The sequence below is a fragment of the Herbiconiux oxytropis genome (assembly GCF_024979315.1).
GTDB classification, from domain to species: domain Bacteria; phylum Actinomycetota; class Actinomycetes; order Actinomycetales; family Microbacteriaceae; genus Herbiconiux; species Herbiconiux oxytropis.
Genome location: NZ_JANLCK010000006.1, coordinates 128,088 through 140,103, shown reverse-complemented (window position 1 = coordinate 140,103; position 12,016 = coordinate 128,088). Strand labels below are relative to the sequence as shown.

The window sequence follows — 12,016 nt, the reverse complement described above, 5'->3', positions numbered from 1 at the left end:
GAGCAACTACGGCGCACGGTGCGCCTGTTCTGGGGCGGCTGGATAATCACTCAAAGAGCATCCACACGTCCGACCAATCGATGCTCACCCGGTGGCTCCCGCCTGCCACGTGATCGTTCTACTGACGGCGAGCGGGCGAACCCCTCGCCGTCGGATGGTGCGTCCGGCCGTCATGTTGACTGGTACCTAACCGTCGCCATACGCGACGGCCGGACTTCTGTTTCTCAGGCGATCTGCACGACGGTGCGCCCGCGGATGCGCCCGTGGAGGATCTCGTCGGCGATTGCGATGGTGTCGCCAAGGCCGACGACGGCCGTCAATGAGTCCAGCGCCTGAAGATCGAGTTCATCACCGAGCGTCGCCCACGCGCGCTCGCGCAGACCACGTGGGGCATCGACGGAGTTCGCGCCCACCAGTGTGATCGCACGAAGGATGAAGGGCAGCACGGTCGCCGGCAGGTCGATCCCCTGCGCCATGCCGTTGCTGACGACGACTCCTCCGTAGCGTGTCTGAGCAAGAACGTTCGCCAGGGTGTGGGAGCCGATCGAGTCCACAGCGGCGCCCCATCGTTCCCGTTGCAGCGGGTGAGCGATGGGATCCGAGAACTGCGAGCGATCGATGACCTCCGCTGCGCCGAGCGAAGACAGGAAGGCGCTCTGCTCGGCGGCCCGGCCGGTCGACGCCACGACGCGATAGCCACGACGGGAAAGCAGGTTGATGGCAAGGGACCCCACCCCCCCTGCTGCTCCGGTGACCAGCACGTCACCGCCGTCCGGAAGCACGCCGAGATCTGCCAGCGCGAGCACGGCGATGGTTGCGGTGAATCCTGCCGTGCCGATCGCGGCCGCTTGAGACGACGAGATCGAATCTGGAATGCGGATCAGCGACTCTGACGAGACCCGGGCACGTTCCGCGAAGCCGCCGTCACGAACTTCTCCGGCACCCGCACCGTTGAGAGTCACCCTGTCTCCGACGGAGAAGGCGTTCGAGGCAGACTCGGCGACCGTCCCGACAATGTCGATGCCGAGCACGGTCGGCCAGCGGCGCACGATGCCGCGCCCGGCTAATGCCAGGCCGTCCTTAAAGTTCACACTCGAGTGCGTCACCTCTAGGAGCACGTCTCCGGATTCCCGGTCTGGTTCACCGACCTCGTTCAGCTGGGCGGGTTGATTCTCACTGTGGGAGACGATGGCGCGCATCACGCTGCCTTCCGGTCGGATTCGAGGCGAACGGGGATGTGTGACATCGCATGTTCGGCAAGAGCTGTGATGGTGAGGGCGGGATTGACACCGGGATTGGCGGGGAGCGCTGAGGCATCGCAGACGATCAGGTTGCGGTAGCCGAACACGTGGTGGTGCTCGTCGATCACTCCTGTGGACGGGTCGGCGCCGATCACTGCACCGCCCAGCATGTGCGCAGTCTGCGGGATGTTGAAGAACGCCTCGAAGATACTGCTCTCCGCCACGCCGCCGGTCTGCTCGGCAACCCAGGACGCCACCCGGTGTCCGATCTCGATGTGGGTGGGAGCGGGCCGGGCCGGGTCACTCTCGCTCACCAGTCGGTAGCCGTTGCCGCCTCGCCGCTTCTTGGCTCGAAAGCGGAGGGCGTTGTCACGCGGCTGCATCACGAGCATCTGCAGGGTACGCGTGCTCCAACCGGTCTGCCGTCGCACCGACCACAGCCGACGCGGATGCCGGATCGCTCCTCCAAGCCACCGGGCTATCCGTCGGGGTCTGCTCCCCGCGCCAGTGAGCACGGTGAACAGTGCCTGCTGCGCATCCGCGTTGGGACCAAGCGTCAGGAACTCGATCTGCGAATCCTGGTCGAGGATGACCCGGCTGCTCGCCGTGACATCGCGCCAGGTGTCGAGATCCTTCGGGAAGAGCACACTCAGGACCGTCTCGCTGTTGGTGCGCACGAGCTCGCCGAGCCGATCGCTGATGAGCCCGAGTGAACCTCGGTGCTTGCAATCGGCCAGCAGTTCGTTGGTGGCGATGGCGCCCCCGGCGAAGACGACACCGCGAGCGGTGTAGGACGAACGATCGCCGTTCCGGCCGGGGCTGCGCGCTTCCGTCGTGATTCGATAGCCGTCGCTGCCGTCGGGTGCGCCAAGCGGAGTCACATCGATCACTTCCTGCTCGGCCATGATGCTCGCCCCGCCCTTCTCGGCGAACCAGAGGTAGTTCTTGGTCAGGCGGTTCGCGGCACCGGTATGGCAACCCACCATGCACTCGCCGCAGCGTCGGCACCCCGTGCGGTCCGGCCCCTCTCCCCCGAAGTACGGGTCGGGGACGGTCTTGCCCGGCTCTCCGAAGAACACACCGGTAGGTGAGAGAGCGAAGGAGCCTGGTGACCCGAAGTGCGCTGCCACCTCTTTCGTGAGCGCCATGGTGGCGGACTGCCACGGGGCCGTGCGCACTCCCAGCATCCGTTCGGCCGTTGCGAAGTGCGGCGCGAGGATCTGTTCCCACTGACCCAGCCGGTGCCATTGGGGATCCTCGTAGAATGGCAGCTGCGGCCGGAAGAGGACACCCCCGTACATGAGGCTCCCTCCTCCCACACCGGTCTGCGCCGCACTCACCACGTGTCTGAAGAGCGCGGGTCGCATGATCCCGTAGAGGCCCTTCTTGGGGTTCCAGGAGTAGCGCTCGGTGTCCGAGGCCGATCTCGGCAGTTCGTCGTCTTCGTAGCGGCGACCCCGTTCGATCACCCCCACCTGGTACCCCTTCTCCGCCAACCGAAGTGCGGCCACGCTGCCGCCGAATCCCGAGCCGACGATCAGCCAGTCGAAATCGAGAACGGAATCGTGTTCAGTTGCACCGGAGCGGCGCGTATCATCTCTGAGCATCGTGTCGGCTTCCTCGCTCTCTTGGTTGATGGTGTGATCGGAGCTGGCCACGGTCAGAGCCCCGCCGGCGATAGAGACGGTTCCTTCTCGGTGGCTTCGTCCGCCTTGGTCCCGTCGAGGCGGAAGGTGTATCGGCCGAAACAGAGGAAGCAGACGATGCCTGCACCGACCAGTGATGTGAGCACAGTCATCGGCACGGTGTACCCGCCCGTCGCGACGTACAGCTGTCCGATCAGGAACATGCCGATGGCACCGCCGATGGTGAGCACGAAGAACACCAGCCCCACGACTCGGGCGTAGGCGCCGAGGGGGAAGTACCTGCCGACGATGTAGGACGCCACGTCGCCTTCGGCGCCGAAGGCGACCCCCACCAGGATGGCGCCGAGGAACGACAACGGAAGCGTGGCCGAGGTGAACAGAAGGACGGTCCCGACGCCTCCGAGCGCGAAGAGCACGACAGCGATTCCCGGCGCATAGAGACGGTCGAGCAGGAAACCGACGATCCCGTGCACGACCAAGGAGCTGACGGCCAGTGACGAGAGCAGCAGGGCGGCCGTCTCCGGCTCGTACCCCTGGCTCGCCGCGATGGGGAACACCTGGCTGAGCAGGCCGAACAGCGCAGTCGACACCAACAGGATGCCGCCGAGCAGGAGCCAGAACTGTCGGAGACGGGTGACCGAGCGGATGCTCGAGGTCACGGCAGCGTCAGCCCCGGCTGCTTGCTGCATGACCGTTCCGGCCGGCAAGCGTGTGACGAACGCGTAGACCGCCGGTGGAATGATCACGCACAGCGCCCCGACCGCGATGTAGACCCCGCGCCATCCGTACGTCGCTTCGATCGCCGTGGCGATGGGCGGCATGAGGATGGTGCCCAGGGCCGAGCCGACCGCCAGGAGCCCCAGCGCGATTCCGCGCCGGTCGGAGAACCACGCGGTGACGACCGTGACGTGGGCAACAGGCGTCGAGGCACCGGCCACGGCTCCGAGCAGGATGCAGAGAACGCACCAGTACGCCACGCTTCCGTTCGCTGTCGCCAGCAGGATCACGGCCCCACCGAACGCCAGCGAGATCGGCACGGTCGGGATCCGTGGCCCGAACCGCGACACGAGGATGCCGACCATAAGTGCGCTCACGCCAGCAGCCACGGTGGCGAAGGACGCCCCGTTGGTGAAGTCCGCGAGGGTCCAGCCGAACTCCTCGATCATCGGCACGGCGGCGACGTTGAAAAGAACATTCAGGGTGCCGGCGCCGAGGATCAGAGCAAGCATGGCGGTGACGACGAACCACCAGCGGTTCGGTGATCGTCTAACAGAAGGGGGCGGGATCGTGACCATGGCAGGGAGACCTCTCTGTCTCGGGAAGGGTGGGGTGCCCGGCGCTTGGAGCGCCAACCGGCCGTCGTCATCGACGGCGTGATCGGGTGCCGCCCATCCAACTGCCACGGTTCGGCGCCGTCTACCACCGAAAGTTGGGTCCCCGGACGGCGGCGCGTATTAGAGTACGGATTATGTACTCAGCGACGAGATGCACACGATGAACCCGCACCCTGCGAGCCTGGCCGACGACCGCTTGATGCGTCAGTCCCTCACAGAGCTGACGAGGCTGACCCGTTTCCCCGTGGTGTTCGGTGGCTTCGCCCACAACCAACGAATCACCATCACCCAACTCATCGGCAACGAGCGCGACTCCCTCCGCGGCCTCCTCGTGTCTGAAGGGTCCGGCCTGGGCGGGCGCGTGCTCGCCGAGGCCCGACCGAGACTCACCGCCAACTACGCCTCGTCGCGGGCGATCACTCACGACTACGACCGAGCGGTGCTCGCCGAGGGGATCACCACTCTGCTGGCCATTCCCGTCGTATCCTCAGGTCACGTGCTGGGGGTGCTCTACGGGGGGCTCCGCTCGCATTCCACGATCGGCGGAGTGTCGATCGAACCGGCCTCGATGGTGGCGAGGGAACTCGCCGTCAAGCTGGAGGAGAGTCGCCCCCACCCCGTCGAGAGGGGTCGGACTCCGAACCCACCCGGGCGGCTCGAGCCCGCGAATGCACCACGTCTCCCTGTTCCGCCGACGACGTTCTCGTCTGCTCAGACCGAGGAACTGCGCAGCATCTATGCCGAGATGCGGCGGATCAGCGCCCAGCTCGAGGATTCCGCGATGCGCTCCGAGCTCGAATCGATCGAACGTCGCCTCATCGGCATGGCGCAGAGTGATGAGGAATCCGACGTCGTCGACGATCGGACGGGAGCCACCCTCCTGACGGCGCGGGAATCGGATGTTCTCAGCCAGGTGGCGCTCGGGCACACGAATGCCGCCGTAGCGGCCGCGCTCGGGCTGACCGAATCGACGGTGAAGAGCTACCTCAACCAGGCGATGCGCAAGCTCGGCGCATCTACCCGATTCGAGGCCCTGGCCATCGCACGGCGCAATCACGCCATCCTGTGACCGGGAATGCCGCCCCGTGACCGGGCAGGAGATCCGTGCCGTGCTGGAGGGCCCTCTACCAGCCCGCGATGCAGAGGGTGACTGACATCGTCGAGCTGGTGCACGCGTGGCATCGGCCACCGCCCTGGCCGGACAGTGTGCCCGGGCTGCGAGCGCTGAAGGCCGACTACATCATCGGGCCTCTGTCGAACGCGCACACGGCACTTCTGCTCGAGATGTCGAAGTCCCGGAGGCTGCCGTGGGATGTGATCATCGGATCCGACATCACCCGCACCTACAAACCCGATCCAGCGGCGTACCGGAAGACCGTCGAGCTCTTGGGGCTGCCCCCCGGAGAGGTCATGCTCGTCGCCGCCCACAACGAAGATCTCCAGGCGGCGCGGATGAGCGGCCTGGCGACGACCTTCATCGCGAGGCCCAGGGAACACGGTTCCCGCCAGGTGCTCGACCTGGAACCGACGAGCGACTGGGACGTGGTCGCCGACGACATCGAGGATCTCGCCCGACGCCTGCGCCGTCGCGGTCGTTGACCGCTGCCCAGGCGGCTCACTCCCGCGCGCGAAGACGTGACGAGATCATCGCGCTGAGTCGAGCCGGCTCGAGGCTGCCGTCCACCGTGATGACCCTGGTCGAAGATCTGTAGTGCTCGATCAAGGGGGCGGTCTCCGCCTCGTAGATCTCCAGTCTCCGGATCACGACCTCCGGGTCGTCATCGGCCCTCGCCTCCGCCTGCGCCCGTGTGCGCATCCGCTCGAGCAACGTCGCGCGATCCACCTCCAGGGCCACCACGGCGGTGATGGACCCTCGTTGCTCGCCGACGAAGCCGTTCAGGGCCTCGACCTGGGCGAGCGTCCGGGGGTAGCCGTCGAGGATGAACCCGCCCACCGCGTCCGTGAGGCCGATCCGGTCCCTCACCATCGCGTCGGTGATGACGTCCGGCACGAATTCACCGGAATCGAGGTAGCCGGCCACGGTCACCCCGAGCTCCGTGCGCCGCCGGAGATGATCGCGGAAGAGGTCGCCCGTCGAGATCGTGGGAACGCCGAGCTTCCGGCTCAGCAGACGCCCCTGAGTGCCCTTGCCCGAACCGGGCGCACCCATCAGCACGATGCGGAGGCGTCGGTCGTCCCTGGTCGAGGAGGATGCAGCCACCGTCCGGTCCGTCGTCATGCGACCGGGCTCCGTGCGGCGCGGGCCGCCGCCAGGATGGGTTCCAGGACGGAGACATCCTCGATGGTGGCCGGCACCTTGTGGGGCTCTCCGTCGATGATCTGACGCAGCGTCTTCCTCAGGATCTTGCCTGATCGGGTCTTCGGCAGACGGTCGACGAACATGACGTCACGGAACGCCGCCACCGGCCCGATCCGAGCGCGGACGAGATCGACCAGCTGCTCGTGCAGCTCCTCCTCGTTCAAAGTCCGGCCGGATTTGACCGTGACGAAGCCCATCGCCCGTTGGCCCTTGAGCGAGTCCTTCACTCCGACCACTGCACACTCAGCCACATCCTGATGCAGTGCGAGGACCTCCTCCAACGCCCCGGTTGAGATCCGGTGTCCCGCTACATTGATCACATCATCGGTCCTGCCCATGACGTAGAGGTAGCCGTCCTCATCGAGGTAGCCGGAATCCCCGGTTGCGTAATAGCCGGGGAACACCGAGAGGTACGAGTCCCGAAGTCGATGCGGCCCGCCCCAGACTCCTGTCAGCGTGCCGGGGGGCAAGGGCAGCCGAAGGGCGATGTTGCCCTCCTTGCCCGCAGCGACCTCGCGACCCTTGGAGTTCAGGATCCTCACGTCGTAGCCCGCCATCGGCACGGTACTCGACCCTGCCCGCAGCGGGAGGGCCCCGAATCCGACCGGATTCGCACTGATCGCCCAGCCCGTCTCGGTCTGCCACCAGTGATCGACGACGGGGACCGCCAGACCGTCGGTGATCCAATGATAGGTCTCCGGGTCGAGTCGCTCGCCGGCCAGGAACAGGGCCCGCAGGGAGGTGGTGTCGTAGCGGGTGAGGAGCCGGAGGTCGGGATCGATCCTGTGGATGGCCCGGATGGCTGTGGGCGCAGTGAACATGATGTTCACCCGGTGCTGCTCGATGACACGCCAGAATGCGCCCGCATCTGGTGTGCCGACCGGCTTTCCCTCGTAGAGCACCGTCGCGGCACCGATGAGGAGCGGTGCGTAGACGATGTAAGAGTGCCCGACGACCCACCCCACGTCGCTCGCCGCCCAGAACACGTCACCCGGCCCGGCGCCGTAGATGTTCCTCATCGACCAGTCGAGCGCCACCGCATAGCCTCCTCCGTCCCGCACGATGCCCTTCGGGCTCCCTGTGGTCCCGGAGGTGTAGAGCAGGTAGAGCGGATCGGTCGCCGCCACCGGGACAGGGGCTGCAGGAGCAGCGGACTGTGCGACCGCGGCCCAGTCGAGCCACTGCGCCCCCTGCCCCCAGGGCAGGTCGGTGATTGAGGTCGGGAAGCCGTCGCGCTGCTTGACGATCACCGTGTCGACGGTCCCGGCACTCAGTCTCAGCGCTTCCCGTACCAGCGGGATGTAGTCGACGACCTTTCCGGGCTCCAGTCCACCCGAGGCCGTAACCAGGATCCGCGCCCCGGCATCGGCGATCCTGGTCGCGAGTTCGTTCGCGGCGAAGCCACCGAAGACGACGGAGTGCACCGCACCGATCCGAGCACAGGCCAGCATCGCGATGACGGCCTCGGGGATCATCGGCATGTAGATGATCACGCGATCGCCTCGACGCACCCCCTGGGCGCGAAGTGCACCCGCGAATGCCGCGGTCTCGTCGCGGAGCTCACGGTAGGTGCGGGTGCGCGTTTCCGCCGTCATCGCCGAGTCGAAGATCACGGCAGCGTCATCACCACGCCCGGCTTCGACGTGTCGATCGAGCGTGTTATACGCCAGATTCAATTCACCATCGGGAAACCACGACCACGAGTCCCCTTCATTCTCGAGCGCCGACTTCGGGGCCCGAGTCCAGTCGATACGTTGCGATTGCGCCAGCCAGAAGCTGTCGCGGTCGTCGATGCTCGCCCGCCATTCCGTATGGAATCGGTCCATCGAGTCGGTCATGTCCCAGCCCTTCGCACACTTGTGGCGCACCACGGACGGATCATCTGCGATCCGCTGGATCCATCACAACGGGTCCGGCGCGGAGCCGTCACCACCGGAAGTTGGTGCCGGGCCGGGGAAGTCCCGCTGCGGCCTTCCGGCACGGTTGACTTTGTGAACCGACCGCCCATACAGTCAACGCCAGCAGTCGGACCGGCTGTCGATATCTCGCCTTCTTGATCACGGACCGTCCTCGCGTCCGGTAGCGGAGGAGGGCGAAAAAGTCACATGGAGGTGACCACGTGTCCACAAGCGATGCCGTCGAGTTGAGTCCGGAGGCTCTTGCCTTTGAGAACCTGCTGCAGTCCGGAGGAGCACCCTCAGAACTGGATATCAGGCGTAATGCCACGGAGAACCTGCATCAGGCAGCGTCCGAGCCGGAGGGCGTCACCTACCGGGAGGTCAATGCGAACGGAGTCTTCGGAATCTGGGCGGAGCCCCTCGGAGCCAACACCGACTTCGTGCTCCTGCACGCCCACGCCGGAGGGTCGGTCGTGACCTCGGCTTTCGTCGATCGTAAGCTCGCCGGGCACATCGCCAAGGCAGTGGGCATCCCGATTCTGGTCGTCGACTTCCGTCGGGCGCCGGAGCACAAGTACCCGGCCCAGGTCGATGATGTCGAGGCCGCGTTCGACTGGCTTATCGAGCAGGGCTACCCGCCCGAGAAGATCGTCACCATCGGACACTCGATCGGCGGGTTCCTCGCCCTAGCCGTGGCTCTGCGCCGCCGCGACGCCGGCAAGTCACTGCCCGGGGCCATCGTGTCGATCTCGCCGTGGGCCGATCTGGGCATCGCGAATGAGACCATCGAATCCAACGCAAGCACTGACAAGGTGCTCAGCCGCGGACTGCTCGAATTCTTCCGCGAGGCCTGGATCGGCGGCACCGACACTCAGGTCGATGACCTCAAGATCAACTTGAACTCATCGGATCTGTCCGGCCTTCCGCCCACCCTCGTGTCATGGGGCACCTACGAAGTCCTCGCCGGCGAGGACGAAGAGCTCGCTGAGCGCCTGGAAGCGGCCGGAGTCAGCGTCGAGGCGCTTCCGGTCGCCGGGGCGCAGCACTCCTACGTCTGGGCTGCTGGCCGGGTGCCAGAGACCGACCGTGCCATCCAGCAGATCGCCACCTGGGTGCGCACCACCCTGGCACTCTGACCCCACCGACCAGACGACCTCCTCACGAAAGAGACCAGACAGATGCTTGCTGCCCGACTGAACCTCGACACCGGAGAATTCGGCGTCAAAGACGTCCCCGTCCCGAACCCTGACCCGGGATGGGTGCGGGTGAAGGTCAGAGCCTGCGGGGTGTGCCTCACCGATCTCCATATGATAGGTGGCCACCTCAGAGGCCCGCACCGCCAGACCGGGGAACTGACCCTCGGTCACGAGATCGCTGGAGAAGTGGACTCGATCGGAAGCGATGTCGAAGGATGGAACGTAGGAGACCGCGTGGCCATCTCGCTCCTGCACAACCAAGCCGACGGAGAGCACACCGTCGGAGTCGATTTCGACGGCGGCTGGGCGGAGTACGTCGTCGTTCCCGCGATCACACTGGTGGAGATCCCCGACTCCTTGCCATTCGACGTCGCCTCGATCGTGCCCGACGCGGTGTCCACCCCCTGGGCGGCCATCACCCAGACGGCAGCGGTGAAGGCCGGTGAGTCCGTCGCCGTCTGGGGCGTCGGCGGGGTGGGAACACACGCGATCCAGATCCTCCGCTTCGTGGGGGCAGCCCCGATCATCGCTGTTGATCCGCTGCCCGAAGCCCGGGAACGCGCGCTCCGCCTCGGCGCCGACTACGCGATCGACCCGAGGGCTGAGAATGCCGTCGAGACGATCAAGCGCCTCACTAAGGGCGTCGGAGTGAACGTCGCCTTCGATTTCGTCGGCATCTCGGCCGTCGAGTTGGAGCTGCTGCAGGCGACAGCACCGTTCGGGCGCACGATCTGGGTTGGAGCGAACGCCCAGCCGTTCACGCTCGAGGCACCCGGGATGCTGCTCTTCATGCGCCAACAGATCCGCGGGCACTACGCCAGCGGACCCGAGGCGGTCCCCGACCTCCTCGACCTGCTCGCCCTCGACCGCCTCGACTTCTCTGAATCCATATCCGGCCACTATCCACTCACCGACGTGACAGACGCGATCGAGCACCTTCAGAGCAAGAAGGGCAACCCCGTGCGTCTGGTCATCGTTCCCTAGACGGCGCTAGCTGACGCTCCCGGGACACCTCTCCCCACTCCGGGAGCGTCAGCGAATCCGTGTTGTCGATGCGATGCCCGTGCTCGCACTCGATCACCGCGTGCACAGGACTACCGCAACGGCACCGCGCCGGAGCTGGTTGGCCCCGACTCGATGCTCGGTGCCTCAGGCCCCAATCGAACAGCGCGATCAAGGTCGGGGCCAATTCCCGGCCGGCTTCCGTCAGTTCGTACCGAGCGCGGGAACGCTCCCCCAAGACTTCGTAGATCACAGTCCGAAGAATCCCCTGATCGCAGAGCATTCGGAGTCGCGATGCGAGCAGGTTCCTCGGACAGCCGAGCACGGCCTCGAAATCGGAGAATCGCCGAACACCGTTGAGTGCCTCCCTGACGATCAAGAGAGTCCACTTCTGCCCGAGGACGTCCAAGGAGAGGCCGATGGGGCAGTTGGAGAGATCGATACCTACGCGCTCATGCATCAGGCGATGTTACGGGCGACGGCGACGGAATGCTATCGATCGGTGGAAGCATCGCCGTCGTTCTTCTTCGATCAGGAGGTAGACCATGAGACTTGAACCCGACACATCCGGCTCCCGCGGAGGGGTGACGATGGCGGTGACCGGCCCAATTGCGACCGTGACCATCTCCGGTCCGACTCGACACAACATCCTCACCCGCGACATCCTCAATGACCTCACCGAAGCGACCACTCTGCTCACGGCCAATACTTCCGTCACCGTGATGGTGCTCACCGGCGACGGCAAGCACTTCTCGGCCGGCTTGGACATCCCAGTGCTGGAAGCCAACATCGGTTCTCCGTTCCTCGACGCAGTCACAGCCCTTGCCCGATTCCCCGGCTCGACCATCGCCGCAGTCCGCGGAAGCTGCATCGGAGCCGGTGTCGGTCTCGCCGTGGCATGCGACCTCAGAATCGCCGCCGAAGGCGCGAGGTTCGGCGTGACAGCCGCACGACTGGGGGTGCTGTACCCGGCCAAGACGATGGAGTCGCTCGTAGACCTCATCGGGGTCGGTGCAGCCAAGCACCTCCTGCTCACGGGAGATCTGATCGACTCCTTGACCGCGCACAGGTGGGGTTTGGTGACCGAGGTGGTGAACGAGGACGCGCTGGATGAACGAATAGGCGTTCTCGGCGCGGGGATTGCATCCCGGTCGGCGTATTCCGTCATCGGTTCGAAACGCATGATCGACGCGATAGCCCGCGGGGATGACGCATCCTTCGTAGAAGCGGATTGGAGCCGTTCTCCTTCATCTGCCCTCGACAGCAACGTGGGTCGGCGTGCCTTTCTCGAGAAATCACAGCCCACCTTCACCTGGGGGCGAGGGTGAAGGCTCGAGAAGCCTTCTGCGAGGGGCGCTCCGCCGGCCACGTCGAGGCTC

11 protein-coding genes are annotated in these 12,016 nt (G+C 65.8%); 5 read left to right on the top strand and 6 right to left on the bottom strand.

Translation table 11 applies throughout. The features are described from left to right. Positions 1–224: 224 nt before the first annotated feature. The 3 genes from N1028_RS12415 to N1028_RS12405 are packed head-to-tail and all read right to left on the bottom strand — an operon-like array spanning position 225 to position 4,116. Positions 225–1,199 (bottom strand): MDR family oxidoreductase, encoded by a 975-nt coding sequence (locus N1028_RS12415; RefSeq protein WP_259529386.1) that lies wholly within the window; start codon positions 1,197–1,199, stop codon positions 225–227. Beyond that, positions 1,199–2,899: a GMC oxidoreductase gene (locus N1028_RS12410; protein ID WP_259529383.1), complete on the bottom strand. Its 1,701-nt coding sequence runs from the start codon at positions 2,897–2,899 to the stop codon at positions 1,199–1,201. The genes N1028_RS12415 and N1028_RS12410 overlap by 1 nt, the downstream gene beginning before the upstream one ends. Positions 2,900–2,901: 2 nt before the next feature. Next, positions 2,902–4,116 carry an MFS transporter gene (locus N1028_RS12405; RefSeq protein WP_259529380.1) on the bottom strand — a complete coding sequence of 405 codons (1,215 nt, stop codon included), beginning with the start codon at positions 4,114–4,116 and terminating at the stop codon, positions 2,902–2,904. Positions 4,117–4,381: 265 nt separating this feature from the next. On the opposite strand from N1028_RS12405, the gene N1028_RS12400 reads away from it, so the two are divergent. Together N1028_RS12400 and N1028_RS12395 are read left to right on the top strand one after the other, a co-directional pair. After that, positions 4,382–5,290 carry a LuxR C-terminal-related transcriptional regulator gene (locus tag N1028_RS12400; protein ID WP_259529377.1) on the top strand — a complete coding sequence of 303 codons (909 nt, stop codon included), beginning with the start codon at positions 4,382–4,384 and terminating at the stop codon, positions 5,288–5,290. A 35-nt stretch (positions 5,291–5,325) separates the two neighbouring features. Beyond that, on the top strand, positions 5,326–5,820 hold the full coding sequence (locus N1028_RS12395) for an HAD-IA family hydrolase (protein ID WP_259529372.1): 495 nt from the start codon (positions 5,326–5,328) through the stop codon (positions 5,818–5,820). Positions 5,821–5,836: 16 nt separating this feature from the next. Here the strand turns inward: N1028_RS12395 and N1028_RS12390 are convergent, their stop codons facing one another. Both N1028_RS12390 and N1028_RS12385 read right to left on the bottom strand, forming a co-directional pair. Continuing rightward, a complete protein-coding gene (locus N1028_RS12390; RefSeq protein WP_259529371.1) occupies positions 5,837–6,460 on the bottom strand; it encodes an adenylate kinase in 624 nt (207 codons plus the stop codon). Continuing rightward, positions 6,457–8,379 (bottom strand): AMP-binding protein, encoded by a 1,923-nt coding sequence (locus N1028_RS12385; protein WP_310795590.1) that lies wholly within the window; start codon positions 8,377–8,379, stop codon positions 6,457–6,459. Before N1028_RS12385 ends, N1028_RS12390 begins: the two co-directional genes overlap by 4 nt. A 281-nt stretch (positions 8,380–8,660) precedes the next feature. Here N1028_RS12385 and N1028_RS12380 point away from each other — a divergent pair, with 281 nt between their 5' ends. Together N1028_RS12380 and N1028_RS12375 are read left to right on the top strand one after the other, a co-directional pair. Next, positions 8,661–9,575, top strand: a complete 915-nt coding sequence (locus N1028_RS12380) for an alpha/beta hydrolase (RefSeq protein WP_259529368.1) — start codon at positions 8,661–8,663, stop codon at positions 9,573–9,575. A 42-nt stretch (positions 9,576–9,617) separates the two neighbouring features. Continuing rightward, entirely contained in the window at positions 9,618–10,619 is a 1,002-nt protein-coding gene (locus N1028_RS12375; protein WP_259529367.1) for a zinc-binding dehydrogenase, read from the top strand. Here N1028_RS12375 and N1028_RS19790 read toward each other — a convergent pair. Continuing rightward, complete coding sequence (locus N1028_RS19790; RefSeq protein WP_375163411.1) at positions 10,606–11,097, bottom strand: winged helix-turn-helix transcriptional regulator; 492 nt, start codon at positions 11,095–11,097, stop codon at positions 10,606–10,608. The genes N1028_RS12375 and N1028_RS19790 overlap by 14 nt on opposite strands. An 85-nt stretch (positions 11,098–11,182) precedes the next feature. Here N1028_RS19790 and N1028_RS12370 point away from each other — a divergent pair, with 85 nt between their 5' ends. Continuing rightward, a complete protein-coding gene (locus N1028_RS12370; protein ID WP_259529355.1) occupies positions 11,183–11,965 on the top strand; it encodes an enoyl-CoA hydratase/isomerase family protein in 783 nt (260 codons plus the stop codon). Positions 11,966–12,016 lie beyond the last annotated feature (51 nt).

Excerpts from the sequence above, each read along its gene's own strand:
- N1028_RS12415 (WP_259529386.1), bottom strand. The coding sequence starts at position 1,199 with ATGCGCGCCATCGTCTCCCACAGTGAGAATCAACCCGCCCAGCTGAAC.
- N1028_RS12405 (WP_259529380.1), bottom strand. The coding sequence starts at position 4,116 with ATGCTTGCTCTGATCCTCGGCGCCGGCACCCTGAATGTTCTTTTCAAC.
- N1028_RS12400 (WP_259529377.1), top strand. The coding sequence starts at position 4,382 with ATGAACCCGCACCCTGCGAGCCTGGCCGACGACCGCTTGATGCGTCAG.
- N1028_RS12390 (WP_259529371.1), bottom strand. The coding sequence starts at position 6,460 with ATGACGACGGACCGGACGGTGGCTGCATCCTCCTCGACCAGGGACGAC.
- N1028_RS12385 (WP_310795590.1), bottom strand. The coding sequence starts at position 8,379 with ATGACCGACTCGATGGACCGATTCCATACGGAATGGCGGGCGAGCATC.
- N1028_RS12375 (WP_259529367.1), top strand. The coding sequence starts at position 9,618 with ATGCTTGCTGCCCGACTGAACCTCGACACCGGAGAATTCGGCGTCAAA.
- N1028_RS19790 (WP_375163411.1), bottom strand. The coding sequence starts at position 11,097 with ATGCATGAGCGCGTAGGTATCGATCTCTCCAACTGCCCCATCGGCCTC.
- N1028_RS12370 (WP_259529355.1), top strand. The coding sequence starts at position 11,183 with ATGAGACTTGAACCCGACACATCCGGCTCCCGCGGAGGGGTGACGATG.